Annotated in this window: 23 protein-coding genes; 14 read left to right on the forward strand and 9 right to left on the reverse strand. The window is 63.6% G+C overall.

The genetic code is table 11. The features are described 5' to 3' along the window. Nucleotides 1-95: 95 nt before the first annotated feature. The 3 genes from NOV72_RS13415 (at nt 96) to NOV72_RS13425 (ending at nt 1,668) form a co-directional block, all read left to right on the forward strand. Nucleotides 96-719, forward strand: a complete 624-nt coding sequence (locus NOV72_RS13415; protein WP_106855065.1) for an FMN-dependent NADH-azoreductase — start codon at nt 96-98, stop codon at nt 717-719. Nucleotides 720-819: 100 nt separating this feature from the next. Next, nucleotides 820-1,266, forward strand: a complete 447-nt coding sequence (locus NOV72_RS13420) for an SRPBCC family protein (protein WP_106855066.1) — start codon at nt 820-822, stop codon at nt 1,264-1,266. 69 nt (nt 1,267-1,335) lie between these two features. Next, nucleotides 1,336-1,668 (forward strand): DUF2322 family protein, encoded by a 333-nt coding sequence (locus NOV72_RS13425; protein WP_106855121.1) that lies wholly within the window; start codon nt 1,336-1,338, stop codon nt 1,666-1,668. 10 nt (nt 1,669-1,678) lie between these two features. On the opposite strand, the gene NOV72_RS13430 is transcribed toward NOV72_RS13425, so the two are convergent. Both NOV72_RS13430 and kdgD read right to left on the reverse strand, forming a co-directional pair. Then, nucleotides 1,679-3,031, reverse strand: coding sequence for an MFS transporter (locus tag NOV72_RS13430; protein WP_106855067.1), 1,353 nt, complete (start codon nt 3,029-3,031; stop codon nt 1,679-1,681). Nucleotides 3,032-3,163: 132 nt separating this feature from the next. Then, nucleotides 3,164-4,081, reverse strand: coding sequence for a 5-dehydro-4-deoxyglucarate dehydratase (kdgD, locus tag NOV72_RS13435; protein WP_106855068.1), 918 nt, complete (start codon nt 4,079-4,081; stop codon nt 3,164-3,166). Between the two features lie 203 nt (nt 4,082-4,284). Here kdgD and garD point away from each other — a divergent pair, with 203 nt between their 5' ends. From garD to NOV72_RS13490, 10 genes are all read left to right on the forward strand, one after another. Then, nucleotides 4,285-5,877 (forward strand): galactarate dehydratase, encoded by a 1,593-nt coding sequence (garD, locus tag NOV72_RS13440; protein WP_106855069.1) that lies wholly within the window; start codon nt 4,285-4,287, stop codon nt 5,875-5,877. A gap of 428 nt (nt 5,878-6,305) precedes the next feature. Next, a complete protein-coding gene (locus NOV72_RS13445) occupies nt 6,306-6,983 on the forward strand; it encodes a response regulator (RefSeq protein ID WP_106855070.1) in 678 nt (225 codons plus the stop codon). 15 nt (nt 6,984-6,998) lie between these two features. Beyond that, nucleotides 6,999-7,682 (forward strand): response regulator transcription factor, encoded by a 684-nt coding sequence (locus NOV72_RS13450; protein WP_106855071.1) that lies wholly within the window; start codon nt 6,999-7,001, stop codon nt 7,680-7,682. Nucleotides 7,683-8,099: 417 nt separating this feature from the next. Continuing rightward, complete coding sequence (locus tag NOV72_RS13455; protein ID WP_106855122.1) at nt 8,100-9,089, forward strand: two-partner secretion domain-containing protein; 990 nt, start codon at nt 8,100-8,102, stop codon at nt 9,087-9,089. Next, nucleotides 9,086-10,294 carry a ShlB/FhaC/HecB family hemolysin secretion/activation protein gene (locus NOV72_RS13460; protein WP_245933024.1) on the forward strand — a complete coding sequence of 403 codons (1,209 nt, stop codon included), beginning with the start codon at nt 9,086-9,088 and terminating at the stop codon, nt 10,292-10,294. The genes NOV72_RS13455 and NOV72_RS13460 overlap by 4 nt, the downstream gene beginning before the upstream one ends. A gap of 66 nt (nt 10,295-10,360) precedes the next feature. Next, a complete protein-coding gene (locus NOV72_RS13465) occupies nt 10,361-12,229 on the forward strand; it encodes a peptide transporter (protein ID WP_106855072.1) in 1,869 nt (622 codons plus the stop codon). Between the two features lie 7 nt (nt 12,230-12,236). Continuing rightward, nucleotides 12,237-14,003, forward strand: coding sequence for a glycosyltransferase family 9 protein (locus NOV72_RS13470; protein WP_106855073.1), 1,767 nt, complete (start codon nt 12,237-12,239; stop codon nt 14,001-14,003). 769 nt (nt 14,004-14,772) lie between these two features. Then, the gene (locus NOV72_RS31960; protein WP_146150001.1) at nt 14,773-15,138 is read left to right on the forward strand and encodes a hypothetical protein; all 366 of its coding nucleotides are present in this window, start codon (nt 14,773-14,775) and stop codon (nt 15,136-15,138) included. A gap of 221 nt (nt 15,139-15,359) precedes the next feature. Then, nucleotides 15,360-16,025: a response regulator gene (locus NOV72_RS13485; protein WP_245933025.1), complete on the forward strand. Its 666-nt coding sequence runs from the start codon at nt 15,360-15,362 to the stop codon at nt 16,023-16,025. Continuing rightward, complete coding sequence (locus NOV72_RS13490; protein ID WP_106855076.1) at nt 16,025-19,309, forward strand: hybrid sensor histidine kinase/response regulator; 3,285 nt, start codon at nt 16,025-16,027, stop codon at nt 19,307-19,309. Before NOV72_RS13485 ends, NOV72_RS13490 begins: the two co-directional genes overlap by 1 nt. A 10-nt stretch (nt 19,310-19,319) precedes the next feature. Here NOV72_RS13490 and NOV72_RS13495 read toward each other — a convergent pair whose 3' ends face one another. Continuing rightward, on the reverse strand, nt 19,320-20,114 hold the full coding sequence (locus NOV72_RS13495) for an SDR family NAD(P)-dependent oxidoreductase (protein WP_106855077.1): 795 nt from the start codon (nt 20,112-20,114) through the stop codon (nt 19,320-19,322). Nucleotides 20,115-20,230: 116 nt separating this feature from the next. Between NOV72_RS13495 and NOV72_RS13500 the strand changes: the two genes are divergently transcribed. Further along, entirely contained in the window at nt 20,231-21,178 is a 948-nt protein-coding gene (locus NOV72_RS13500) for a GlxA family transcriptional regulator (protein ID WP_106855078.1), read from the forward strand. 80 nt (nt 21,179-21,258) lie between these two features. Here the strand turns inward: NOV72_RS13500 and NOV72_RS13505 are convergent, their stop codons facing one another. The 6 genes from NOV72_RS13505 to NOV72_RS13530 all read right to left on the reverse strand — a co-directional run bounded on the left by NOV72_RS13505 (nt 21,259) and on the right by NOV72_RS13530 (nt 26,946). Further along, nucleotides 21,259-21,822 carry an RBBP9/YdeN family alpha/beta hydrolase gene (locus tag NOV72_RS13505; protein WP_106855124.1) on the reverse strand — a complete coding sequence of 188 codons (564 nt, stop codon included), beginning with the start codon at nt 21,820-21,822 and terminating at the stop codon, nt 21,259-21,261. A gap of 20 nt (nt 21,823-21,842) precedes the next feature. Then, on the reverse strand, nt 21,843-23,156 hold the full coding sequence (locus tag NOV72_RS13510) for an MFS transporter (RefSeq protein WP_425428729.1): 1,314 nt from the start codon (nt 23,154-23,156) through the stop codon (nt 21,843-21,845). A 63-nt stretch (nt 23,157-23,219) separates the two neighbouring features. Beyond that, nucleotides 23,220-24,275 carry a beta-keto acid cleavage family enzyme gene (locus tag NOV72_RS13515; protein ID WP_106855080.1) on the reverse strand — a complete coding sequence of 352 codons (1,056 nt, stop codon included), beginning with the start codon at nt 24,273-24,275 and terminating at the stop codon, nt 23,220-23,222. Nucleotides 24,276-24,342: 67 nt separating this feature from the next. Next, the gene (locus NOV72_RS13520; protein WP_106855081.1) at nt 24,343-25,191 is read right to left on the reverse strand and encodes a TauD/TfdA dioxygenase family protein; all 849 of its coding nucleotides are present in this window, start codon (nt 25,189-25,191) and stop codon (nt 24,343-24,345) included. A 9-nt stretch (nt 25,192-25,200) separates the two neighbouring features. Beyond that, on the reverse strand, nt 25,201-26,181 hold the full coding sequence (locus tag NOV72_RS13525) for a quinone oxidoreductase family protein (RefSeq protein WP_106855082.1): 981 nt from the start codon (nt 26,179-26,181) through the stop codon (nt 25,201-25,203). A gap of 30 nt (nt 26,182-26,211) precedes the next feature. Continuing rightward, on the reverse strand, nt 26,212-26,946 hold the full coding sequence (locus tag NOV72_RS13530) for a universal stress protein (protein WP_106855083.1): 735 nt from the start codon (nt 26,944-26,946) through the stop codon (nt 26,212-26,214). Between the last annotated feature and the right edge of the window lie 48 nt (nt 26,947-26,994).

Genomic DNA, 26,994 nt, shown 5'->3' on the forward strand with positions numbered 1-26,994 from the left:
GGATGCGCGCCCGAGCCGGGATCGTCTTGCGGTATCGGTCCTGGCGGCTATGCTTGGCGATGCATCCCGCCCGATGCTGACCACCGCGAGGACCTATGCATCTTCTTCACGTGATTGCTTCGCCGCGCACGACGCGTTCCGCATCTCGTCAGGTCGCCAATGCGTTCGTCGATGAATGGAACACGCGCCATTCCGATGCAACCGTGGACGAACTGAACGTCTGGGACATCGACTTGCCCGCGTTCGACGGCCCGATTCTCGAAGCCAAGTATGCGGGCATCGAAGGCCGGCCGCTCGATGAAACGCAAGCGTCGGCGTGGCGTACTGTTCGAACGCTGGCCGAACGCTTCCGAAACGCCGATCTGATTCTGTTCAGCTCGCCAATGTGGAATTTCGGCATTCCGTATCGGCTCAAGCAGCTCATCGATGTCATCTCGCAGAAAGACGTGCTCTTCACGTTCGATGAACGAGGGCTCAACGGCCTGCTGGGCGGACGGACCGTGGTCATCGTTGCCGCGCGAGGCGTGCAGCTCGGGCCGGATTTTCCGCCGGATCAGTTCGACTTCCAGACGACCTATCTGACGATGTGGTCGCGCATGGTGGGCATAACCGACGTTCACGTGGTCAGCGTCGAGAAAACGCTGTTCGGGCCGGAGCAGGATCACGCATCGCGCGCGCAGGCGAGCGAGAAGGCGCGCGGACTGGGGCGGCGCGTGTGAGGTGCAGAGGGTTTTCCCTTATGCTTGCGTATGTCGATTCACGCTGAGATGCATCGTCGTAGGGATGTATCCAGTTTCCCGACCACAAGGAGAACACAACATGTCCACCGGAACCATCCGTCTTCACCGTGTCTTGCGCACGACGCCCGAACGCCTCTATCGCGCGTTTCTGGAACCCGAAGCCATCGCAAAGTGGCTTCCGCCTTACGGCATCACGTGTCAGGTCCATCACTTGGATGCCCGCGAGGGCGGAACGCACAAGATGTCGTTCCGCAACTTCGGCACGGGCCACGGCCATTCGTTCGGCGGCGAATATCTCGAACTCGTGCCCTTCGAGAAGATCCGCTACACCGACCGCTTCGACGACCCCAACCTGCCCGGCGAAATGCAGGTCACCGTTTCGCTGCGGCAGGTGTCGTGCGGAACCGAGTTGAGCATCGTGCAGGAGGGCGTGCCCGAAGTCATTCCCGTGGAGATGTGCTATCTCGGCTGGCAGGAGTCGCTGGTTCAACTGGCAAGGCTCGTCGAGCCCGAGATTCCCGACTGACGACGACAGCGGTCGATCGGCTAAGATACTCCGCCTTGCATCATCAACTCATAACGTGGAGTGCTTTCCGTGATCCAGCCGAGCGACGTATTCAAAAACAACCTGGCGCTGATGCCGTCCATCGACGGCATCGAGCGTATCGATCTGGTCGGCGGCAAGGGCGAAGTGGTCGCGAGCATCGAGAACATGCCGGGCAAGCAGGGCTCGCTCGCGGTCTACCACTATCTGAAGCAGACGTTCGGCACGCTCGACGCGAAGGCCGCCGAACACGGTCTCGCCGTGTTCGCCGAACATACCGCCGATGCGCGCAATCGTCCGGGCGCGCATCCGAATGTCGATCGCCTGCTCGCGGTCGCCGATGGCGGCGAAACGCTGCGCATCGACGTCATTCAGGCAGGTTGAGTCGGTCGCATCAAACGCGCAGTTCCACGCGTTTGATGTCCTTCACGATCACGAGGTAGCTGAACACCGTGATCAGCGCATTGATTCCGACGAACGCCAGCGCGCCGTTGAACGAGCCCGACCGCGCGACGAGGTAGCCGATCACGATCGGCGTCACGATGCCCGCGACGTTGCCGAACATGTTGAAGATCGATCCCGACAGCCCGATGGCTTCCTTCGGCGACGTATCCGCGACCACCGCCCAGCCCAGTGCGCCAATGCCCTTGCCGAAGAACGCGAGCGACATCAACGCGACCACGACCCAGTCCGTATCGACATAATTGCAGCCGATGATGCACGACGACAGCAGCATGCCGCCGACGATCGGCGCCTTGCGCGCCAGCGTGAGCGAGCATCCGCGGCGGATGAGGCCATCGGAGATCACGCCGCCGAGCACGCCGCCCGTGAACCCGCAGATAGCCGGCAGCGAGGCGACGAAGCCCGCCTGCAGAATCGTCATGTGGCGCGCCTGCACGAGGTAGATCGGGAACCACGTCAGGAAGAAGTACGTGAGCACGTTGATGCAGTACTGCGCGAGATACACGCCGAGCAGCATGCGGTTCGTGAGCAACTGCTTGACGACCGGCCAGCCCACGCTGTTCGACGCCGCCCGCGATGCGCCGCCCGCGCGCTGATGTCCGCGCACGAGACCGCCGCCTTCCTCGATATGCTCCAGCTCCTGTTTGTTCACGCGCGGATGGTCCGCCGGGTTCTTCATCACGGAGAGCCACGTGAGCGCAAGCAACAGACCCGCGATGCCCATCACGATATACACGTGATGCCAGCCGAACGCGTGCGTGAGCCACGCCATCAGCGGCGTGAAGATGACCGCCGCGAAATACTGCGCGGAGTTGAAGATCGCCGATGCCGTGCCGCGCTCCTGCGTCGGGAACCAACTCGCGACGACCTTCGCATTCGCCGGAAAAGCGGGCGCTTCCGCCGCGCCCATCGCGAAACGCAGCACGAAAAGCGCCGTCACGGCGGTCGCCGCGCTGCCGAGCAGACCGATGGAACTCTGCAGCAACGTAAAGAGCGACCACAGGAAGATGCTCGCGGCATACACGCGCCGCGCGCCGAAGCGGTCGAGCAGCCAGCCGGCGGGCATCTGCGAGAGCACATACGCCCAACTGAAGGCCGAGAAGATGTAACCCATGCGGATCGCATCGAAACCGAATTCGGCGCGCATCGCCGAGCCGGTCACGGACAGCGTCGCGCGGTCCGCGTAATTGAACGTCGTGATCACGAAGACCAGCAACAGAATGAGATAGCGCACGCGGGTGCGCTTCATGACGTCCGCGGGATTCGCGGTGCGGCTCATCGACATGGACTTCCCCTTTGTCTCGATCGTGCTGATGCACGGAGGGCCGCCCGATTCGTTCTCGAGCAGCCCTCATCTGCGAAGCGACGCGCGGCGTCCTTGCGACGCCCCGCGTTCCCGCGCTTCGCTGTCTCCTCCTTACTGCGCGCCGAGCTTCTTGATCAGCGCGTCGAGCTGTTCGAGCTCTTCTTCCGTCAGATCGGTCAGCGGCGCGCGCACCGGACCCGCGTCGTGGCCGACGAGCTTCGCGCCCGCCTTGACGATCGACACCGCGTAACCAGCTTTGCGATTGCGGATCTTCAGGTACGGCAGGAAGAAATCGTCGATGAGCTTGCCGACCGTCGCATGGTCGTCGGCCGCGATTGCGCGGTAGAAGTCCATCGCCGTCTTCGGGATGAAGTTGAACACCGCCGACGAGTACACCGGCACGCCCAGCGCCTTGTAGGCGGCTGCGTAGACTTCGGCCGTCGGCAGGCCGCCGAGGTACGAGAAACGGTCGCCGAGACGGCGGCGGATCGTCACCATGTTCTCGATTTCGCCGACGCCGTCCTTGAAGCCGATCAGGTTCGGGCAGCTATCCGCCAGTTGCTCCAGCATGTCGGCGTTGAGCTTCGAGTTCGCGCGGTTGTAGATGATCACGCCCATGTTCGGCACGGCCTTGCATACTTCCTCGGCGTGCGCCCGGATGCCTTCCTGCGACGCTTCGGTCAGATAGTGCGGCATCAGCAGAACGCCTTGCGCGCCTTGCTTCTCGGCTTCCTTCGCGAACGCGATGGCCGTGCGGGTCGGGCCGCCCGCGCCCGCGAGGATCGGCACCTTGCCGCGGCACACTTCGGTGGCCGTCTTCACGATCTGCGAATATTCGGGTTGCGTCAGCGAGAAGAACTCGCCCGTGCCGCCCGCGACGAACAGCGCCGAAGCACCGTACGGAGCCAGCCATTCGAGGCGCTGCGCGTACGTGTCCGCGCGGAAGTTGCCTTGCTGGTCGAAGTCCGTGACGGGGAAGGAAAGCAGGCCTTCGGAAACGATTTGCTTCAGTTCTTGCGGTGTCGTCATGATGTGAGTGTCTCGTTGGTCAGCGACCGGCGGGTGCCGAGCTTATAAGTCATCGTACAACATGAGACGTCGTCGGACAACCGGTTCAAGGCAATATAGTCAATGGATTCGGGTAAATACTAACCAAATGTGACTGTCTATGTTGTAGGATGACATAACTCCAGCCGCAGCCGCGCGGTGTGTCCGTGCAAGGATTCGTCAGAATGAACCTGTCCCCTCTCTATATTCGTGTCCACCCGGACGACAACGTCGCGATCGTCGTGAACGACGGCGGTCTCGGCGAAGGCGCCGCCTTCTCCGATGGCCTCGTGCTGCGCGAGCGCGTGCCGCAAGGTCACAAGGTCGCGCTGAAGGATCTCGCGGAAGGCGACGCGGTGATCCGCTACAACGTGGTGATCGGCTATGCGACCAAAGCGCTGCCGAAGGGAAGCTGGGTGAACGAACACGTCACGCGCATGCCGGCATCGCCCGAGCTGCACGACCTGCCCATCGCGACGATCAAGGCGCCCGACGACTCGCCGCTCGAAGGCTTCACGTTCGAGGGTTATCGCAACGCGGACGGCTCGGTCGGCACGCGCAACATCCTTGCGATCACGACGACCGTGCAATGCGTCGCCGACGTCGTGCAGCACGCGGTCACGCGCATCAAGGCCGAACTGATGCCGCAATATCCGAATGTCGATGACGTCGTGAGCCTCGGCCACACCTACGGCTGCGGCGTGGCGATCGACGCCCCCGACGCGATGGTGCCGATCCGCACCGTGCGCAACATCGCGCTGAACCCGAACTTCGGCGGCGAAGTGATGATGGTGAGCCTCGGCTGCGAGAAGCTGCAACCCGAGCGCCTGATGCCGCCGGGCACCATTCCGATCGCGGCGGCGTCGGCGCAAACGGAAGACGTGGCCGATATCGGCGACAACACCCACGACGACAACGGCGGCGCGGTCGTGTTGCAGGACGAAGCGCACGTCGGCTTCGGTTCGATGATCGACTCGATCATGCGCATGGCCGACACGCATCTGAAGCGGCTGAACAATCGCCGTCGAGAGACGTGCCCGGCGGCGGATCTCGTCGTCGGCGTGCAATGCGGCGGCAGCGATGCGTTCTCCGGCCTGACGGCGAATCCGGCGGTCGGCTTCGCGACGGATCTGCTGGTGCGCGCGGGCGCGACGGTGATGTTCTCGGAAGTCACGGAAGTCCGCGACGGCGTCGCGCAACTCACGGCGCGCGCGGCGAACGGTGACGTGGCGCAGGCGATCATCCGCGAGATGCAGTGGTACGACGATTATCTGAAACGCGGCGGCGCGGACCGCAGCGCGAACACGACGCCGGGCAACAAGAAGGGCGGGCTGTCGAACATCGTCGAGAAGGCGATGGGTTCCATTGTCAAGTCGGGCAGCTCGGCCATTTCCGGCGTGCTGTCGCCGGGCGAGAAGGTGAAGCAGAAAGGTTTGATTTACGCATCGACGCCCGCGAGCGATTTCATCTGCGGCACGCTGCAACTCGCGGCGGGCATCAATCTGCATGTCTTCACGACGGGCCGCGGCACGCCGTACAGCCTCGCGGAAGTGCCGGTGCTGAAGGTCGCGACGCGCTCCGATCTCGCGCGCCGCTGGCACGATCTGATGGATGTGAACGCGGGCACCATCGCGACGGGCGAAGCGACCATCGCCGACGTGGGCTGGGAACTGTTCCGTCTGATGCTCGACGTCGCGAGCGGCAGGAAGCAGACGAAGGCCGAGGCGCTCAAGCTGCATAACGCGCTCGTGCTGTTCAATCCGGCGCCGGTGACCTGATTCGAAGCAGGCTCGTTGCCGCATGCCGCACCCCAAAGGCTGGATGTCCGTCCGGCCTTTGGGGTGTTTTCTTTTGGTTCGTCAATTTCGAACGGATTCTAAGGACAAGAGCCTTCGTGTCTGCTATTCCATTCGGTCGAATCCGCGCTGCCTTAATGTCTGCACACCTGACAGATCGCTTTAAGACATTTCAACATCTTTCTATATGACCGGAATTGCCGCGCCCTTATCGTTCAATGCAAGTCACGACAAGATTGATGAAAGGAAGCGCGTCGAAAGCCGGTCGAATTCCATCTATCTCCGTGATGACCTCGTAGCGCACGCTCCCGGCGTTCCTGCGACGCTCGCTGAACAACCGGATAACCGTTGAGACCTGCGAGAGCCACTTGACCAGGAGGCCTCATTCGGCCCGTCAGGAGATTTCAGAGATGGGAAAGACAAGAATTGCCATCGTCGACGATCATCCGCTCATACTTAGCGGTCTTCGGAAGACCTTTGAGAGTTCAGCTTTCGACGTAGTAGGCGCGTTCACAGAGCCCGCGCAATTGCTGCAAATGCTGAGCGACGAACCGTGCGATGTCGTCGTTGCAGACTATTCGATGCCTGGCGATCAGGCGCTCGACGGATGGCGTTTTCTCGCCTCCGTATCCAGCGAGTTTCCAAACCTCCGTGTGCTCGTCTATACCGAGTTCGACGATCCGTTTCTCGTGGGCAGCCTCGTGAAGCGCGGCGTTGCGGGCATCGTCAGCAAGCGCGACGAGATGCAGGAAGTGCTCGCCGCGACGCACAGCCTCGCGCAAGGCGACTCCTATTTGTCGCCCGTCGCGAACGCGTCGCTCGAACGCTTCAACGTAATGCCGGAATACCAGCGGTTCATGGCGCTCACGCGCCGTCAGATGGAAGTGACGGGGCTGATGCTGTGCGGCCTGAGCGTCTGCGAGACGGCGCGTCTCTTGCGCCGGCGCATCAATACCATCAGCACGCAGCGTACGGAAGCATGCAGGCGGCTCGGCTTCTCGGGCGAATCGGAAGTGTACCGTTTCGCAATCGACCACCGGTTGTGGCTCGATCGATCGACGCCCGGCATCGAGCTTCGGCCCGCTTGAGGATCGTGCATCAAAATGTCGGAAAAGCGTATCAGTGTTGCGATCGTCGACGATCATCCAATCGTCGTGCGCGGATTGCGCGCCGCGCTTGAAGGCGCGGGCTTTCATGTGGCCGGCGCCTTCGGTAATCCTTCGGAGCTGATGGCATTCATCGAGCGTGCTCATTGCGACGTGGTCGTCACCGACTATTCCATGCCGGCAGGCGGTGAGCTCGACGGCTGGCGCTTTCTCTCGGCGCTCTCCGCGCAACATCCCGAGTTGCCGCTTCTCGTATACAGCGAGTTCGACGATCCGTTCTTCGTCGGTAGCCTGGTTCAGCGGGGCGTCGCGGGCATCGCGAGCAAGCGCGAAGAAATGCAGGTGGTGCTCGACGCCGTGCGCGAACTGGGCGCGGGCAAGCGTTATCGCTCGCCGGCGGCCATGACCGCGCTCACGGAGTTCAACGCCGAAGCCGACTTGCGGCGTTTCGCCTCGCTCACGAAGTGGCAAATGGAAGTGACCGGCCTGATGTTGTGCGGCATGAGCGTCGTCGAGACGGCGCGGTTCTTCCGTCTCGGCAAGAGCACGATCAGCGCGCGACGCATCAACGCGTACAAACAACTCGGGTTCTCGCGCGAGGCCGATCTCTACCGCTTCGTGGTGGATCGCGGCTTGTCGCTGGACCGTTCCGCCGCAGCGCGCGAAATGCACTGTTTCTGATTCTCTTCCCGGCCGCCCACGCAATGTGAGCCGGCCGCGGCCAAACGCCAGTCCTGTCGTTAGGACGTTTCCTGTTTTTCACTCCCCTCTGTTGTTCAACCGGGCGCGCAGCGGCTTCCACGCTGCATCCTCCGCCGCCGGCTCCCATTTGTTCTTGGAATTCGAAGTTCTTCGATATGGACCGAAGGCACCGCTTTCTATTATCTGCCTCGTGGATTCAATTGATTGACGAATGTCATCAATACGTGAGCCGAGGCAATGAACGTCGAGGCTCGCCGGCCACCTGCAAGGGTGGCGGTGAATCCAGGTTGCCATAGCGCTCAGTCCCATTCGTGATTCATCAATCTGAAGCGCATAGGACCGCCGTTGAGTCATCAACGCGGGACGTCTCCTCTCTCATTTATATCTGTCTCTCTTATGAACAAGAATCGGTTCCGTCGTGTCTTTAGCAAACGACTCGGTATGTTGGTGGCTGTCGCGGAAGACGTCGCCAGCCAGGGCAAGGCGCCTGGCGAAGGCGTGGCTCCTCAAGCGGCCTCAGGTGAAGGCGCGTTCGGCGTCGTATCGGCGATGACCGCATTCGCCGCCGCCATTCTGGCGACGCAACCCGGCGTGAGCTTCGCGCAAGCACTGCCGACGGGCGGCCAGATCACCGCAGGTCAAGCGAGCATCTCGCAGAATTCCAACACGATGACCATCAATCAGGGCACCCAGCGTGCCGTGCTCGACTGGAATTCGTTCAATGTCGGCAGCGGCAACACGGTGCAGTTCAACCAGCCGAACGCGCAGTCGCAAGCGCTGAATCGCGTGACGGGCGGCGGTGCATCGAACATTCAGGGCTCGCTGCTGGCCAACGGTCAAGTGCTGATCCAGAACGCCAACGGCGTGCTGTTCGGCAAGGGCGCGATCGTCAACGTCGGCTCGCTCTTGGCGACGACGAAGTCGATCGACGCGACCCAGTTCATGGCGGGCGGCCCGCTGCAACTGAGCTCGACGGGCAAGAACGCGAGCGTGGTCAACGACGGCGCGATTCAGGCGCAAGGCTACGTCACGCTGGTGGGCGATCAGGTGCGCAACAGCGGCTCGATCAACACGGCGCAAGGCGGACAAGTGGTGCTCGCAGCAGGCGACAGCGCCACGCTCGCCCTGCCGAACGGCCAGGGCATTCAACTGACGCTGACCAACGCAACAGCTAACGCGCTGGTTGAGAACAGTGGCACGATCAAGGCGGAAGACGGCTCGGTGCTGCTGACCGCACGCGGCAGCAACACGCTGCTGAACACGGTGGTGAACCTCAACGGCGTGACGCGCGCGGGCACGGTGGTGGCCGATGCGGGCAACACGGGCGATGTGATGCGCGGCTGCAACGGCTCATCGCACATGCGCTGTGCGGCAGCGAAGGCGTGAACGGCGTGTGCCTGCTGCGCACGTCGCGGCTCGAGCGCGCGACGCAATTGCTGCAGGACGTTCCCGGCGTCACGATCGACGGCGCGCCGCGTTTCTCGCGCGGCGCAGGCACCGGTGACGTCGATGTCACCTTCAGCATCGCGGAGAAAGGCAAGCCCGCCTCGATCGATTTGATCCTCGACAACAAGGGTGTCGAGTCGACGGGTACGTATCGCGCGGGCGTGACGGCGTCGGCGAACAATCTGTTCGGCGCCGGCGACGCCTATGCATTCACCATCACCAGCACCGACAAGAAGATGTGGACGGGCTCCCTCACCGGTAGCGCCCCGATCTTCGACGACGGCCTGCGCATGACCGGCGGGGTCTCGCGTCAGCAGTATTTCATCAACGCGGGAACGCCGGTCAAGGGCGTAGCAACGACCGGGCAGGCCGGTGTGCAATATCCGTTCGCACGCGGGCTCGACGCCAACGTGTGGGGCGGCGCATCGCTGCTGCACAGTCAGACGTCGACGGACCTCACGGATTTCCACACGACGGCGCACAGCAAGCTCGACTCGATTCAACTCTCGCTGACCGCCGATAACGGCGAGCGCGCCCGCGCGCTGCGCACGAATCTGGCCGCCGGTCAGATCGCGCTGACGCTCGGACATCAGCGCAACGACGACCCCTCGGACCCGATCACGCAGCGCTCGGGCAACTACGCGAAGCTCACCAGCACGGCGTTCGGCACGTTTGCGCTCTCGAAGAGCGGCAACACGTTCGTCTCGGGCCGCGTCACGGGCCAACTCGCGAGCCGCAATCTCGACGCGAGCGAAAAACTCGGCCTCTCCGGTCCCGACGCCGTGCGCGCCTATCGCGCAGATGAAGGCTCGGCCGATGAAGGTGTCGTGGCCAGCGTCGGCCTCTATCAACGCATTCCCGTCGCGACCGGCCATCAGATTCAACTGGGCGTCTTCAGCGACTTCGCCTACGGACGCGTGAACCACTCGCCGTGGGACGGCTGGGAGACCACGTATCCCGGCGTCGACGGCGTGACCAACAACCGCGTGCTCGCCGGTTACGGCGTGAGCGTCGACTGGCTGACGCCGATCGGCGCAACGGTGTCCGCGTCCGTATCGAAACCGTATCGCTTCTCCGAGACCTCGTGGGTCGAGCCCGGCAAGAAGCCGACGCAGTACTGGCTCTCCGTCACCTGGAGCCACTAAGCGCAGCGCGCTTTGCCGGAAGCCCGATGGGCGAACCTCATTTACAGCAATAAACGGAACGAGATCATGCAATTCAGCATCAACAAGTTCGAATACCTCTGCTATCGACGTGAAAAAGAAGCCGCCGGCCGTGAGCTCCTGAAGCTGCTCGTGCGAATCGACCAGAACTATGGCCTTCTCATGAATGTCGACGGCTGGGCGCAGTCCGGTGAAGCGTCGAACATCATGGACGACCATCTGCTCACGCGCATCACGTCGGCCATCACGGCGCTGATGAGCGATCCGGAGTTCCGTTTTTCCGATGTCGGAATCCGTCAAACGCAGGTGTTTCAGCGCTGGCTCGCCGGACTCTTCGCGGCCAGTCCGTTCCGCAACGCCGACCACATTCTCCGTTCGCTCGGTCTCGACGAAGAAGCGCGGCACTCCGTGCAACTGCGCGCGGACGACATGCACAAGTTCCAGTTGTTCTACACGCCCGAGTCCGAAGTGCGGCTCGACTGGGACATTCTCTGGAACCACGACAAGGTCGCAACCGCGAGCCTCGCGACGACCATCATGTCGTCGCGCTTTCTCGGCACGCCGGCCGCGCACCAGAAGCGCGAAATGCTGCTGCGCTGGCTGCCCGGCAAGCTCGACCAGATCGAAAGCATCGACTCGCTGCCGTCCGGCGTGCTGCACGACATGTACATGCATTGCAGCTACGCGGACCTGCCGGGCAAGCACGATATCAAGAAGCCCATCAATACGCTGATTCGGCGCAAACTCGCGAGCCTGGGCATTCAGGATGTCGAACGCCGTGCGCAACCGGCCGTCAAGGGCGAAAAGCCCGTGCTGCTCGTGGTGCTCGAATGGTTCTCGAAGAATCACTCGATCTATCGCACGCATTCGCAGACCATGGTCGCGATGCGCGACAAATTCCATCTCGTCGGAATGGGTTACGAAGCCCAAGTCGATGACGCGGGCCGTGAAGTGTTCGACGAATTCATCACGCTCGACGGCGCAAGCCTGTGGGATCACGTGCGTCAGGTGCGCGATGTGAGCGAAGCGCGTCAGGCGCAGGCCATGTACATGCCGAGCGTCGGCATGTTCCCGATCACGATGGTGCTCGCGTGCCTGCGCGTCGCGCCGCTGCAGATGATGGCGCTCGGTCATCCGGCCACGACGCACGGTCATGCAATGGACTACGTGGTCGTCGAAGATGATTATGTCGGCGACGAAACCTGTTTCAGCGAGAAACTCCTGAAGCTGCCGTCCGACGGCATGCCGTATCGTCCGCCCGCAGCCATGCTCGAACTGGACTTGCCCAAGCGCAAGCGCCTGAAGGCCGATCCCGTAAAGATTGCCGTCGCGGGCACGACCATCAAGCTCAATCCGGGCTTTCTGCAAACCTGCGCGGAGATCGCCAGCGAAGCGCCGGTGCCGGTCGAGTTCCACTTTCTCGTCGGACAGGCGACGGGTCTCACGTTCCCGCAGGTGCGCAATCTCGTGCGCCGCCTGATGGGCGACAAGGCCGTGGTCCACAAGCATCAGGACTATGCTAACTACATGAAGGTGATCGCGGGTTGCGACATGTTCCTGAATCCGTTCCCGTTCGGCAACACGAACGGCATCGTGGATACGGTGTGGGCGGGGCTCGTCGGCGTGTGCAAGACCGGACGCGAAGTGCACGAACATATCGACGAGGGCATGTTCCGCCGTCTCGGCTTCCCCGAGTGGATGATCGCGAAGACGACGCAGGACTACAAGGCGGCGGCGCTGCGACTCATCGAAAACGAAAGCGAGCGGCGTGATCTCGCGCGCGCACTGGCCGGCAAGAAGGCCATCGAGAAGCTCATTTTCAAGGGGCGGCCGGAAATTCTCGGCGAGCGTGTGCAGGCGATACTGAAGAAACTGCAGGGTGCGAAGGCGCAGGTTGCGGCAGTCGAATCGAAGTGAGGCAATCATGAAAGAAACCAGCAAGGCAAGTGTGCGCCGTTCGCACGAACCGGCATTCATTCAGCATTATTTCGTCGGCGACGGCCTCGATATCTGCTCGGCGGACGATCTGCTCGCATCGCATGCACATATCTTTCCGCGCATGCGCAACGTGACCGCGTGGCCCGCCACGAAGGGCGACCTTTCGACGATGAGCGGAGCCGAAAACTCGGGATTCGATTTTCTGCATGCCGGCCACGTCCTGGCCGGGCAGCCGAATCCGCACAAGGCGCTCGCACGATGGCTCGAACTCGTGAAACCGGACGGCCATGTCATCGTGACCGTGCCGGACGAAGATCTCTATGGCAAGGGTGTCTGGCCGAACCACTTCAACGGCGCGCACAGGGCGAGCTTCACGATCCACAAGAGCGAGAATCGGCTGCCGCGATCGGTGAACGTGCTGGAAATGGTGCAGGCGATGTCGCCGGTGGCGAATTGCGAGCGCATCGCGCTCGTGCGCGACCACTTCGATGCCGCCCGCGCCGATGCCGATCAGACCGCCGACAGTCATGCCGAATGCGTCATCGAGTTCGTGCTGCGCAAGCGCGCGGTGCCGACGCTGACGGAACTGAAGCATGCGATGGACCATGCGCGTAACGCCGCGGACGCCATCGTCGCCGCGCAGACCGCGGTGCGTCTGTATCCGTATCGCTTCGACGCCTATCATCGCGCGATGATGACGCTGCTGCGCTGGGATGTCCCCGAACTCCTCGACGCAATGTGGCAGCAGTGCGTGGAGTGCCTGCCGGATGAACATCTGCCGCGTCTCTATCAGGCATTGCATCTCATCGCGCGCGGCAAGCTGCAGGAAGGCTTCACGCTGCGCGAAGCGCTGATGGGGCGTCTTGGATGGAAGCGCCGCACCTCCACCGAGCCTCCGCAGGACGTGCCGGAGTGGAAGGGTGAATCGTTGGCCGGCAAGTCCATCGCCATCTGGAGCGAGTTCGGCCTCGGCGACGAGATTTTCTTCCTGCGTTTCGCGGACATTCTGCGCGATCGTTGCGGCGCGAAGCGCGTGGTCGTCGTGTGTCAGTCCCCGCTCGTCGAGCTCTACGAGGCGTCGGACTGTGCCGACGATGTGGTCGATGTGCAGAACGCGGCGAACATGTCGGGCATCGATTACTGGGTGTATCCGCACGCGATCCTCATTCATCTGCCGCTCGAACTCGACGCATTGCCGCAAAACGTGCCTTATCTGCGGGCATCGGAAGCCGTTGCGTCGAAACTGCCCGAGGTTGCGCCTGGGAAACTGAAGGTCGGCGTCGTGTTCAAGGGTAATCCGACGCACGAGAACGATGCCAATCGCTCGCTGTCGTCGCTTGCGGTGCTGAACGATCTCTTCCGCGTCGATGGCGTCGAATTCTTCAGCTTGCAGAAGGGCGCGGGCGCCGACGAAGCCGCTCAATATGCGACGAACCTCGACAACTTCCACGACGTCGGCGCGCATCTGAACACGATGGCGGAAACGGCGAGCGCCATCGCCGCACTCGATCTCGTGGTGACCGTGGATACCTCGGTGGCGCACGTCGCGGGCGCGATGGGCAAACCCGTGTGGCTGATGCTGCCGGACTTCGGCGATTGGCGCTGGCACTACACGCGCGAAGACAGTCCGTGGTATCCGACGATGCGCCTGTTCCGCCGCCCCTTCGGTTGCGACTGGTCGGAAGTTGTCGCCCGTATGAGCGGACACTTGCGAGGTCTCCAGGCGGAGCACGCATCGCGCGCGATCGCATGAGGAAGCGCGCTTCCGTCGGCGGGGCTTTCGGAAGCCTCGTCTGCAATTTTCTGCTTGCGTTGGGCGTGCTGTTTTGGCTCGCCTACCTCATTGAGGATTCGTGCAGCGCGTGCGCGGCCCCGCAGCGCGAGTTGATAGGAATAGCAGCGGCGACATGCGTCGTGTTCGCGCGGCCCGCGTTGAGCCGTTCGTTGCAAGGTCTGGAACCTGCTCTCGACGTCATGTTCATCGGCCGTCTGATGGGACTCGCGCTAGGCGTGATGGCGCACCTGCGGCTCGGGTCGCTGTTTGGCTAAACGAGAGGGTGCCAAAAAGAATCGAATTCCATCTATATCTGTCATGTTCTCGACGTGCGAAAATTCAGCACAACCTCCGATGTCCGGTAGGGCGGCGTTCGCATTGAGCCTCTCGCGCTTCAATTCTTCTGGATCGCCGACCTTTCCTAAATGGAGCTTGCCGCCTTACTCGGGCGGTTTTTTTTTGCCGGCGAGCGGTTCGAGGAAGAATCACGGCGCCGGCGGCGGTATCGAAATTGTTCGATATATCGTCCGGTCGCATTTAACTAGAGTCATGCGATTCAAGGCAAAGCCTCGACGTAGCGCCGTATGCGTGACGCATCGGCAGACGCGTCAATTCGACGCGGAATACATCGCACATCGGGAGGCGGTCGCCTCAGTCTTCGCACGCCGCATTCCTAGCCAGGTGCCAAATGTTCGTCTCAAATTCGATCGGCCACGCCTTCCGAAGCTGCCGTGAAGCAGTGGGATTCGTGCCGACGCTCCTGATGCCGATTTTTCTCGCCGTATCGTTCGTCCCGTTCGCCGCGTTCTGCTTGAAAATGTCGGAGTGGACGATATTCGTGCTCGTCGCGGCGGTGGTGATCGGATCGATCATCGTGATCACCTCCATGCTCGTCGCCGAAACCAGCGAATCGACGAGACGCACAAACCCTCCTGTGATGTCCATGCCGCTGCATCATTTTGCGCGGGTGCCGCGGCCAGCGGACCGTGCACCCAATGAGAATGCCGGGCAACGTGAAGCCACGCAGCCGAATTGCAGTCTGTGCCGTTGCAAAGACCGGCGGCTTCGCCTCGGATGTCTGACCTGTAGCGCTTATTGTGAAGACCGTAAATGAATAATGCCTCTCTGGTGCCAGCCGGGTTTGCACGCACGCAAGCGGCGGCACTAGTCTTTAATGGCGAATCTCGCTATCCTGAAAATATCCCTGAATACTTTGCCGGGGCCGGAGGACGTGTCGATGAACTGGTCCGTTCGTCTATTGCCTGGATCGCGTCAAACAGCGAGTCCGTTGCGACTTCCGATTCAAACAACGAGGGCGCCGCGAGCGGTCCGCTCATGAGCGGACACACGGGCACGGTTCGCGTGGTGCTGGCGGATGACCACCCCATCGTTCTTCTGGCCGTCTCCGACCAGTTCGCGAAGCTTCCCGGCTTCATCATCACGGCGACGGTGAACTCGGGGGCGGAGCTGATCCGTGTGCTCGATAAGGAGAAGGCGGATCTCGTCATCACCGATCTCGTGATGCAGGGCGACGAGGAAGTCGAACTCGACGGTCTGCGACTCGTAAGCAAGCTGCGGCGCTCTCATCCCGATATTCCGCTCGTCGTGCTCACGATGATGGCGAGCGGCGGCATGTTCCACGAGTTGTGCAAGCTCGGCGTCGCGGCCATCGTGAGCAAGGAAGAACCGGCCAGCGAACTTGCACGCATCAGCGTGCGCGCGCTCTCCACGAAAGAAACGATCCTCTCGTCGAAAATCCAGCTTCGGCTCGCGCGCGAAGGCTCCACGACCAAAGACCTCGCGCGTGAGCAGCCGCTTTCGCCGCGCGAGCTCGAGGTCGTGCGTCTCTTCGCACAAGGTCTTTCCGTGACCGAAATCGCGCGGACGCTGAACCGTTCGGTGCCAACAGTCGCCACCCAGAAGCGTTCGGCCATGCGCAAGCTGCATGTCGAGAACCACGTCGACCTCGTCAAGTATGCCGCGAGGACAGGACTTGCCTGATGGAGCGTTTCTTCGCCGCATCGCAGAACTCTCCTCTGCATATGCTGCGGATGCTCGAAGGCAACCTCAGGCGAGAGCGGCGAATCTTTTCGGTGGCCGTGGGACTTCTGATTTTCGCGACTGTCAGCGGTGCGGCGGCCACCGGGTTCTTCATGTTGACCTCGGCGTTGAAAAGCGACGAGGAAGTTGCGCAGGCAGCAATGCGCGGCGTGAACGTCAACATATTCAGCCGATACAACATGCTGACGCCGGGCGCGCTGCTGCTCGACGTGGGCGCGGTCGCGCCGAAACGCGGCGTGCCGGAACAACCCGACAAACCTCGATGCGAGGCGTATCCTCCGGGCCGGGAAAATAAGCCGCTTGCAGCCGCGTGTCAGGCGGCGCATCAGATGATCCCCGAGGAAAGCACGAAGCCGATTTTGCAGTATGCGAACTTCGAAGGTACTGCTTCCCATGGTTTTGGATTCTTCGCCGGTACCGCCGACACGCTCACGCCGGCCGAACGGCTCGTCGCGCTCACCGACCTGGTGAAGTACATCATGAAGACGCGTGGCGTCGAGCCGCTCGAAGCCGCGCAGATGCGGCGTGTGATGTGGTTCATCGCGCCGCCGTCGCTCGGCTTCCCAAAGGCGACGGTCATCATGTTCATGGTGGTTGCGCGGGACGACACGCCTTACGGGCTCGTTTTCACGCGGATCATGCTCGAGCGCGCGCTGCACGACGCGACGTCGGACTCGCTGGCCTCCCAGATCGCCATCTTCGATAGCGATAATCACCTGCTCGCCGGCGACGACACGGAAGATGTGCGGCAGGCCAATGCGCGGCTCGCGAACGCGCAGAAGGGCATGTTTCACTGGCTGGCCGGAGGCTGGGGCGCGCGGTTCGACGTGCTTGCACTCGGTATCGGACACATTGTCGTCGCGCTTCCGCTCGCAACCGAGCTGTCCGCGAAACGCGTGCAGCTTTCGGTCATCGTGCTCGTTACCGCTGCGCTCATCGCCATGTTGCTCGCGATGTACCGTTACTGGAATTTTCACTTCCTTACGCGCTCGTACGAACAGGCGTGCCGCGCGGTCGAAGGTGAAATACTGAATCATCTGCTGGTGCATGCGACACCCGTGGGCCTGTGCATCGCACTGAAGAACGATTTCCGTCTCATTGCGGCGAATCAGGTCGCGCGTTCGCTGTTCGATCTCACCGACACCTCCCCGATGTTCCTGCCCGCCGGCCTCTGCGCGACACTCGAAGCGTGCGGCATCGCGCCGCCGGAAGAGGGGCGCGAAGCGATGATCCGGCAGACTCAATACAGCCTCGACAAGCCGGGCGACGGCACGCTGCATCTCAGGGTGTCGTACGCGTCGGCGGTCCTCAACAAGACCGACGTGCTGTTCTGCGCGATCGCCGACATCACCGAGCAATACGAAGTCGAGCGCCTGCTGCGCGACGCGAAGGAAACCAGCGACGCCACCGCGAAGGCCAAGCTCAGTTTCTTCGCCGCGATGAGCCACGAAATCCGCACGCCGCTGTCGTCGCTCGTCGGGAGTCTGGAACTGGTCGCGCTGGGCCCGCTCGCCGCCGAACAGGAGGCACGCGTGCAGGCGATGCAGGCGTCGGCGAGCGCGCTGCTGCAAGTGGTCAACGATGTCCTGGATTTCTCGAAAATGGATATAGGCGAAATGCGGCTTTCCGAAGAGTGGGGTTCGATACGCGAACTCGTCGTGCGCGTGATGGTCGCCCATGCGCCGCTGGCGAACCGGCAGGGCTTGCGGCTCTTTGTGGTGATCGACCGCGCGTGCCCCGCGAAGCTTTTCTTCGACCCGATTCGCGTGTCGCAAATTTTGAACAATCTGCTCGGCAATGCGCTCAAGTTCACGCATTCCGGAAAGATCGTCGTGCGCGCCCGATGGGTGAATGACGCGCTGGAACTGAGCGTCGCGGATTCGGGCCTCGGCATACCGGAAGCGCAACGCGAGAAGCTCTTTCAGCCGTTCATGCAGGGCGACGCGCATCGCCTCACGCAGGCGCGCGGAACGGGGCTCGGCCTGTCCATCTGCGTGCGGCTTTGCGCACTGATGAAGGGGAAGATGTCGCTCGACAGCACCGAAGGCGTCGGCACGCTCATGCAGGTGTCGCTGCCGCTCGCCGCCGACGATTCGCCGGGAAGCGGCGACGCCGGCTCGCTCGACGGCCGGGTGGCCATTCTATGCCGCGCGAGCGAATATCGCGAATGGTTCGAAAATCTCTACGATCCGGACAGCGCTTTCGTCACGTACATGACGCGCTCGGACGCGGCGCTCGCGGAGGGCTGCGAGTACCTGATCGCCACCGACGAATTCACCGAGGAAGACATTCAGTCGATGTGGAAAGACCGGACGCGCGTGATCCGAATGACGCAGAACGGCCCGCTCGTGCCCGTGCGTTCGGGCGACGGCGCGCTCGAAGTCAGCATTTTCAGCCTCAAGGGATTCCGGGACGCGGTCGCGGCCGTGAAGGTCGGGCAGCAGTCGACTTCACGCCCGGCCGCAGGCGACGCGCCGCCTGTGCCGGCCGTGCGCAAGACCGGGCCGATCGTGGTGATCGCGGAAGACAACAGCCTGAATCGCGGCCTGCTGCGCGATCAGCTTCTGACACTCGGCGCATCCGTGCTCGAAGCTCACGACGGCGAAGAAGCGCTCGATCTGCTGCGCAAGCATCGCGTGGATATCGTGCTGACCGACATGGACATGCCGAAGATGCCCGGCACGGAACTGCTCGCCGCCGCGCGCGCGCTCGATCCGGCCATGCGCGTCTATGCGATCAGCGCGAGCGCGAGCGCGCAGGATGTCGAGCGCGGGCGCGCACGCGGCTTTACGGACTATCTGACGAAACCGGTGCCGCTCGCGCTGCTGGCTGGCGTGCTGCAGACGGTCGGCTCCGCCTCGGCGCATACGGACGTCGCGAGCGATTCGCCGAACGACGACGATCTTCCGCCGCCCCTTCCGGAAGTTCCGGCGGCCTACGTGCCGATCCTCTTCACTCAGATCGATGAGGACATCGCCACGCTCGACGACATCTGCGAGCGCCAGGACGCGCAGATGCTGCGCGGCTGGGCGCACAAGCTCGCGGGCGGGCTGTCGGTGCTCGGTCCGTCGATGATGCGCGAGGAGTGCGAGGAACTGCGCGCGTTGCTGCGCGAATCGGAAAGCTGGCGCGAAGATGTCGACACTTACACCGAGCAGCTTCGCATCGATCTGGTCGAGCTTCGCGACATCCTCCAGGCCGCGCTGCACGCGCATCAGAAGTAGCGGATCGGCCTCACGCCGCGTAACGCGCCGCCGGCGTGTCCGTCGACAGTTCGGGCGCCATCGCCTGCCGCGCCGCTTCGTACGCGTCCCACTTTGCGCCGTCGTGCAGCGACGGAATCGTCACGAGCTCGCCGCGATCGAAGCCGACGAGCGCCGCATCGACCATGTCGCTCGCGGACATGACGATCGCCTTGTCGAGATTTTCGATCGGCAGGCCGGCCGTTTCCCAGAAATCGGTGGCCGTCGCGCCCGGCAGCACGGCCTGAATGCGTACGCCCTTGCCCGCCAGTTCGCGATGCAGCGACTGGCTGAACGCGATCACGAAGGCCTTGGTGCCGCCGTACACGCCGTTGAGAATCTCCGGCGCGATGCCCACGATCGACGCAATATTGATGACCGTGCCCTTGCCGCGCGCGACGAAGCCGGGCACCGCCGCGTAAGTGAGGCGCGTGAGCGCGGTCACGTTCAGATCGATCATGCGCGTCATTGCGTCGACGTCGCTGTCGAGCAAGGGCGAATGCGCGCCGACGCCCGCGTTGTTCACGAGCAGCGTGATGCTCGCGTCTTCCTTCAGTTTCGCTTCGGCGGCGGCGAGCGCGTCGCGGTCGTTCAGATCGGCATCGAGAATTTCGACGCTCCGGCGCGTCTCGTTCGTGATGCGCCCGGCGAGCTTCGCGAGGCGGTCGCGGTTGCGGGCGACGAGTACGAGGTCGTAGCCGCGCCGCGCGAGACGTTCCGCATAAACCGCGCCGATGCCGGAAGACGCGCCCGTGACGAGCGCCGTGCCGAGATGTGTCTGCGTCATGATTTCACTCCGTGAGATACCAAATGGTGATTGCGTGAGTGAATCGTAGGTCCGTTTGACGGTGGCGCAAATGACGTATAAGGTACGGATTCAAGACATCGACACGGAATACGGACATGCATCGCGTCGGCTTTTTGTTGAGCGAAGGCTTTCAGGTGATGGCGCTCGCGTCGCAATCGGTGTTCGAGTACGCGAACATCACGGCGGGCGAAGCGTTCTACAGCATCGAGAATCATTCGACGACGGGCGGCGCAGTGCGCTCGTCGCTCGGCATGAAAATCGACACGCGGCCGATCACGCCGCGCACCGCCGTGGACACGTGGATCGCGGCGGGCGTCAACGATCCGCTCACGACGCCGACGCCCGGCGACGTGCTCGCGGTCCTGCGCCGCGCAGGCAAACGCGCGCGGCGTATCGCGGGCATCTGCACGGGCGGCTTCATGCTGGCCGAAGCGGGCCTGCTCGCGAATCGCCGCGCGACCACGCACTGGATTTATGCGCGTGAGATGCAGCAGCGCTTTCCGGACATACGCGTGGAGAATGACCGCATCTTTATTGTCGATGGGCCGATCTGGACGTCGGCGGGCATGACGGCCGGCCTCGACCTCGCGCTCGCGATGGTCGAGAAGGATCTCGGCGCGGATATCGCGCGTTCGATCGCGCACAAGCTCGTGATGCATCAGCGGCGCGCGGGCGGCCAGTCGCAGCATTCGGAGATGCTGGATCTCGCGCCGAAGTCGGACCGCATCCAGAACGCGCTGAACTATGCGCGCAAGAACCTCAACCGGGCGTTGACGGTCGAGGAACTCGCGGGCGAGGCGCATCTGAGTCCGCGCCAGTTCAGCCGCGTATTCACGCTGGAGACGGGGCAATCGCCGGCGAAGGCAGTCGAAGGATTGCGGCTGGAAGCGGCGCGTCTGATGATCGAAAAGAGCCGCCATTCGCTCGAAACGATCGCGCAGGAAACGGGTTTCCGGGACCGGCGGCATATGCGGGAGGCATTCATGCGCGGCTTCGGCGTGCCGCCGCAGGAAGTGCGGCGCGAGGCGCGGGCGCCGGGCTGAAACGCTGCTTTTTCACGCATTACGACGATAAACCCGGACCGCTCGCCGGACGATCATCACCAGTTGCGCACGTTCGGCGCTCAGCCGATCTCCGCGATGAACCGCCCGGCATCCCGCCACACGCCGAACCCCGACGCCGGGTTCATATGTCCCACCTTGCCGAGATCGACGAGCCGCGCGCCCCAGTCGTGCGCCATGCCGGCCACGCGCTCGAAGCGCGCGAGCGGATCGTCATGGCTCGCCGCGACGACGCACGGAAACGGCAGACGCTCGCGCGGCGTCGGCAGCCAGCCGTTCAGACGAAGCTCGTCGAGCGTCGGATAACCTTCGGGCAGCGGCGAATCGAAATCGGGCGGCGTGACGAGGAGCGCGCCCTGAATCTCGCGCCGATGCCGCCGCGCCCAGTGCACGGCGATCATCACGCCGGCGCTGTGCGCGACGAGCACGACCGGCCCGCTGATTCGCGACAACGCCTCGTCGAGCGCGGCGACACGCGCGCTGCGATCGAGTTTGTCACGCTGCAGCGGCGGCACGGTGCGCACGTTCGGATGCGCGTTGGCGAAATGGGTCTGCCAGTGATCCTCGACGTGATCGCGCAGGCCGGGAACCATGAGAATCGTCGGCGTGTTCGATGATGCGTTCATGCGGTGAATATCCTTGTCGTTCATTGAGTGGCCGCGTGGCGACGCAGCGAGTCGAGACGGCGCAGATCGCGCGTGTAGCGCAGCCGTCCGAGCGCGAAGGCGAACATCGCGCCGAGGCTCACGAGCGGAATCGCCTGCAACGCGCCGAGCAGGCCGATTCGATCGGCGAGCAAGCCCGTCACGAGCGGCCCCGGCGCCATGCCGAGCAGATTGTTGGCGAGCGTGAGCGTGGCGAACGCCGAAGCGTGAATCGCGGAGGGCGTCAGATTCGCGACCATCGCGCCGGCCGGCCCCGACGTGCCCGCGACGGCGAAAAGGCCCGCGCCGAGCAGCACGAGTTGCGCCGGTCCGGCGGGCAAGCGGAATGCGAGCCCGATCAGCACGAAGGAAACGGCGCAATACGCGATCGCGGTCAGCCACTTGCGCGCGGGCACGCCGCGACTCACGCGATCCGTGACGATGCCGCACACCACCATGCCGATGCCGCCGATCAGCACGAACACCGCCGCGCCGGCACCGGCCTTGTCGGGCGCGAGGCCGTAATAGCGGTTCAGATAGCTCGGCATCCACGCGAGCACCGCCGCCATGATGAAAAGCTGCAAGCCGCTGCCGATATACGCGCAGATCACCGATACCGTCGAAAAGAGCGCGGTGAAGAGCGCGCGAAAGCCGACACGCGCACCTTCGGCCCGTATCGCGCGCGGCTGGTTCGACGCGATGCGCTTCTCCGTCACGACGGCCCAGTACGCGGCGACGAGCACGATGCCGAAGAGAGCCATCGCGCCGAACGACCAGCGCCAGCCGAAGCGCACCGCGACATAGCCGCCGAGCGCCATGCCGAGCACCGAGCCGAACGCGCCGCCCGCCATGAAGGCGCCGGTGAGCGTCGAGCGCAGATGCGCCGGAAAGATGCTGAGAATCAGCGCGATGCCGACGCTGCCGTACGCCGCCTCGCCCAGCCCGACGATCGCGCGCGCCGCGAGCATTTCGCCGTAATGCGTTGCGAGCGCGCAGCCCAGTGTCGCGAGGCTCCAGAGAAGCGCCATCAGCACGAGGCTTTTGACGCGGCCCCAGCGATCGGCGAGCATCGAAAGGGGCAGGGTGAGCACGCCCACCATCAACGCGACCACGCTGCTCAACGAGCCGAGCTGCGTGTCGGTGAGTCCCCACGCGGCCTTGAGCAGCGGGAACACGGCGTTGAGCACCTGACGCGACATGTAGTCCGAGAGCAGCAGGCCGAATGTCAGCGCGAACACGACCCACGCATAGCGGCGCGGGACCGTGGGCGCGGCGGCATCGGTTAAAGCGGGTTTTGCGCAATGCAGTTCCAAGATCGTCTCCTCCGTGATCTGGCAGCCTTGTCTTGTAGCCTTGTGTTATCGCACGATGATGCGCTCTTATGCGGCGCGCAGCGGCACGTTCAATTGACCCGTGGCGCGGTTCGGGCTCATGCCGAGGCTCGCGAGCGTTTCATCGATGCTGTCGTATTGCACGCCGATCCGGTAGATCTCGCGCGCCTCTTTTCCGCTCGCGATGTCGCGGCCGAGCTCACGCGCGATGCGCACGCATTGCTCGACCTGCTGCACCGACGTCATGCGGTTGCCGCGCTGATCGATGATCGTGTCCTCGATGCCGCAGCGCGGATGCAGGCCCATCGCCATGGCCATCGTGTTGATCGGCAGCACGTTCTTCATCAGCGATTCGAGCGTGATGCACGAGCCGTCCGGGCAGCGTCGCACGAACTCCATGAAGTTGTACGGATTGGGACCGTCGAAGCCGCCGCCGATGCCGACCCACGTCACGTTCAGCGGCCCGCGATACGCGCCGCGCCGGATGATCCGCTCCAGCGTTTCCAGCGAGTGCATGCCGGTCAACTGGAAGTGCGGCTGGATGCCCGCGTCGCTCAAGCGGCGCAGATGCTCTTCGACCCAGCCGGGACCGGCGGGCACGGTCATCTCGCGATAGGCTTCCCAGTACGCGGGCTCGGCGAGCGAGGTTCCCGCGATGTCGTTGCGATTCATCAGCTCCGTGATGTTCATCTGCACCGTGTTGATCGCGACCGTGACCTGGTCGGGGCGCGGCGTGAGATCGGCGAGCATGTGACGCGTGTCGTCGGAAAGCCATTTGGCGGATGAGCCGTCGTCCTCGGGGGCGAACGAGATCGAGCCGCCCACTTGCAGGATCATGTCGGGCACGGCTTCGCGCAGGTGGCCGAGCAACTCGTTGAACTTCGAGAGCCGTTTGCTGCCCTTGCCGTCTTCCTCGCGCACATGCAGATGCAGCACGGTCGCGCCCGCGTTGTAGCAATCGACGGCCTTTTGCACGTGCTCGTCCATCGTCACGGGGATGTCTTCGGGAAAGTCCGCGGGCATCCACTCCGGCCCATACGGCGCGACGGTGATGACGACCTTGTCCTGATTCTCGGGATGCAGCGAATCGTCGAAGAATTGCATGGTTAACTCCGTTAAGGTATCCGAATTAAATGGATTGGAAACGCCGGTGTCATACCGGCATCGAAAGTCAGAAAGGCACGTCGCCGATGATCCCCGCGCGCTCCATCTTGCGATGACACGGCGGGTAGTCCATCACCGCATAGTGCTGCGTGCTGCGGTTGTCCCAGATCGCGATGCTGTTCTTCGCCCAGCGCCAGCGCACCTGATATTCCGGTATGCAAGCCTGGCTCAGCAGATACGCGAGCAACTGCCCCGCGCCGGGGTTCGCGTCCTGTCCGAAGCGCACGCGCGCCGGCGTGTGATAGTTGGTGAAGTGCGTCGCGAACGCGTTCACGAACAGCACCTTCTCGCCCGTTTCCGGATGCGTGCGCACGACGGGATGCTCGGCATCGGGAAATTGCGCCTTGAGCGCGAGACGCTTTTCGATGGGCATGGCCGCGCCGAAGCTCGCCTCGATGCTGTGCCGCGCGCGCAGATCCGCGATCTGCTCCTTCACGTGCGCGGGCAGGTTCTCGTACGCGAGCACCATGTTCGCCCACATCGTGTCGCCGCCGACCGGCGGGCATTCCACGCAGCGCAGCACGCAGCCGAAAGGCGGCGCGACCCGCCAGGTCGCATCCGTGTGCCAGGCGTTTTCGTAGCGGTCGTTCGGCTGGTCGGGCGACTTGTAGATGCGCACGAGTCCCGGATGCTCGGGATCGCTCCCCGCGACCGGATGATCTTCCAGTTCGCCGAAGCGCCGCGCGAACGCGACATGCTCGGCGCGCGTGATTTCCTGATCGCGCAAAAACAGCACGCGATGCGCGAGAAGCGCGCGGCGAATCTCGGCGAAGAGCGCGTCGTCGTGAATGGCATCGGCGAGATTGACGTGAGTGAGTTCCGCGCCGATTGCGCAAGTGAGCTGCTCGATACGCATGATGCCTCCTCAGACGACGAACACGGACGAACCCGTGGTCTTGCGCGCTTCGAGATCGCGGTGCGCGTCCTGCGCATCGGCGAGGGCGTAACGCTGATTGATCTCGATGCGAATGCGCCCGCTCGCGACATGATCGAACAGTTCGGCGGCGAGCGCGTTCTTCTCGGCCGGATCGGCGATGTAGTCGGCGAGCGCGGGACGCGTCAGATAGAGCGAGCCTTTCATCGCGAGCAATTGCGGATCGAAGGGCGGAACCGGCCCCGACGCCGTGCCGACGCATACCATCAGGCCGCGCCGCGCGAGCGAATCGAGCGATGCGTTGAAGGTCGTCTTGCCGACGCTGTCGAAGACCGCGTTCACGCCTTTGCCATCGGTCAGTTCGCGCACGCGGGCGGCGACGTCCTCGCGGCTGTAGTCGATCACGTGCGCCGTGCCATGTTCGCGCGCCACGCGCGCCTTGTCCTCGCTCGACACCGTGCCGATCACCGTCACGCCGAGCAGCTTCGCCCATTGCGACACGATCAGCCCGACGCCGCCCGCCGCCGCGTGCAGCAGCAGCGTGTCGCCGCGCTCGAAGCGGCGGATGCGCGTCATCAGATACGCGGCGGTGAGGCCGCGCATGGTCATCGCGGCGGCGCGCGTGCAGTCGATCGCATCGGGCAGCCTGATGAGCGGCGCGGCCGCGATGATGCGCTCCGTGCTGTAGGCGCCGAGCGTGTTGATGAACCCAGTGTAGGTCACGCGATCGCCTTCCTTCAGATGCGTGACGTTCGCGCCGACGCTCTCGACCACGCCCGCCGCCTCGACGCCCATGCCCGAGGGCAGCGGCACCGGATAGAGGCCGGAGCGAAAATACGTGTCCGCGAAGTTGAGTCCGACGGCTTCGTGACGCAGACGCACTTCGTGCGGTCCGGGTTCGCCCACGCCGACTTCTTCCCAGCGCAGGACTTCGGGGCCGCCGGTTTCGTGAAAGCGGATTGCATGTGCCATTGTTTTCGTCTCCTGATTCGTTTTGTCGGTTTAGCGCGCCTCTTCGGCGAGCGCGCTCCAGTTTTCGTCTCGCAGAAAGCGTCGCGCGGCCGGCAGCACGACGCCTTCGACGCGTCCCATGCGTTCCCACGCGAAGCGCGCGCACGCATGTAAGGCATCGTCGACGGCAACGTCGTTCATCACCGATTGCGCGACGCGCGCGAGCAGGTCCGCTTCGCGCCCGGCGAGCCGCGCGAGTTCGTCCAGTTCGGCATCCAGCGACGATGTCCGTTCGCGCAACGCCGTCGTCAGCGCGTGCTCTTCGCCATGTGCTTCGCGAAGACGCTCGATCGCGTGCGCATCGGGCCGCGCCATGAGGAGCGCGTCGTCGTAGGCATCCGAACGCGTGCGATGCACGGCGAGCAATGCGCCGACCGCTTTCGCGACCATCGGACGGGCGTCGCGCGGACAGACGAGCACGGCGACGCCGGGCACCGGCGGCATCGCGGCGCCATGCGCGATGCACACGAGGTCGTACTCGCGCGCCGGCTGTCCGCCCTGCGCCGTCGAAACCGACGCCGGCACGCCCTGCGCGCGCGCCGCGGCTTCGGCGCGGGCCAAGAGCGAGACGACATGCCGATGCTGCACTGCATCGTCGTTCGCGTTCGTCTGCGGATAGAAAAACGTGATGCGCGCGCCGAGCGATCGCGCGAGTTCGGCCGCGTGGCCGATCGCCTCAACACACGCGTCGCTGCGTTCGATGGGCACGAGCAGATGTCGGTACATGGTGTTCCTTCGGCTTGCGATTGCGCGGTTGAAAGCATCGTAGTGCGG

This window comes from Caballeronia novacaledonica (genome assembly GCF_900258035.1).
In the GTDB taxonomy this organism is placed as follows: domain Bacteria; phylum Pseudomonadota; class Gammaproteobacteria; order Burkholderiales; family Burkholderiaceae; genus Caballeronia; species Caballeronia novacaledonica.

Coding starts and splice junctions, on each gene's coding strand:
- NOV72_RS13415 (WP_106855065.1), top strand. CDS start 96: ATGCATCTTCTTCACGTGATTGCTTCGCCGCGCACGACGCGTTCCGCA.
- NOV72_RS13420 (WP_106855066.1), top strand. CDS start 820: ATGTCCACCGGAACCATCCGTCTTCACCGTGTCTTGCGCACGACGCCC.
- NOV72_RS13430 (WP_106855067.1), bottom strand. CDS start 3,031: ATGTCGATGAGCCGCACCGCGAATCCCGCGGACGTCATGAAGCGCACC.
- kdgD (WP_106855068.1), bottom strand. CDS start 4,081: ATGACGACACCGCAAGAACTGAAGCAAATCGTTTCCGAAGGCCTGCTT.
- garD (WP_106855069.1), top strand. CDS start 4,285: ATGAACCTGTCCCCTCTCTATATTCGTGTCCACCCGGACGACAACGTC.
- NOV72_RS13445 (WP_106855070.1), top strand. CDS start 6,306: ATGGGAAAGACAAGAATTGCCATCGTCGACGATCATCCGCTCATACTT.
- NOV72_RS13450 (WP_106855071.1), top strand. CDS start 6,999: ATGTCGGAAAAGCGTATCAGTGTTGCGATCGTCGACGATCATCCAATC.
- NOV72_RS13455 (WP_106855122.1), top strand. CDS start 8,100: ATGAACAAGAATCGGTTCCGTCGTGTCTTTAGCAAACGACTCGGTATG.
- NOV72_RS13465 (WP_106855072.1), top strand. CDS start 10,361: ATGCAATTCAGCATCAACAAGTTCGAATACCTCTGCTATCGACGTGAA.
- NOV72_RS13470 (WP_106855073.1), top strand. CDS start 12,237: ATGAAAGAAACCAGCAAGGCAAGTGTGCGCCGTTCGCACGAACCGGCA.
- NOV72_RS13485 (WP_245933025.1), top strand. CDS start 15,360: ATGAGCGGACACACGGGCACGGTTCGCGTGGTGCTGGCGGATGACCAC.
- NOV72_RS13490 (WP_106855076.1), top strand. CDS start 16,025: ATGGAGCGTTTCTTCGCCGCATCGCAGAACTCTCCTCTGCATATGCTG.
- NOV72_RS13495 (WP_106855077.1), bottom strand. CDS start 20,114: ATGACGCAGACACATCTCGGCACGGCGCTCGTCACGGGCGCGTCTTCC.
- NOV72_RS13500 (WP_106855078.1), top strand. CDS start 20,231: ATGCATCGCGTCGGCTTTTTGTTGAGCGAAGGCTTTCAGGTGATGGCG.
- NOV72_RS13505 (WP_106855124.1), bottom strand. CDS start 21,822: ATGAACGCATCATCGAACACGCCGACGATTCTCATGGTTCCCGGCCTG.
- NOV72_RS13515 (WP_106855080.1), bottom strand. CDS start 24,275: ATGCAATTCTTCGACGATTCGCTGCATCCCGAGAATCAGGACAAGGTC.
- NOV72_RS13520 (WP_106855081.1), bottom strand. CDS start 25,191: ATGCGTATCGAGCAGCTCACTTGCGCAATCGGCGCGGAACTCACTCAC.
- NOV72_RS13525 (WP_106855082.1), bottom strand. CDS start 26,181: ATGGCACATGCAATCCGCTTTCACGAAACCGGCGGCCCCGAAGTCCTG.
- NOV72_RS13530 (WP_106855083.1), bottom strand. CDS start 26,946: ATGTACCGACATCTGCTCGTGCCCATCGAACGCAGCGACGCGTGTGTT.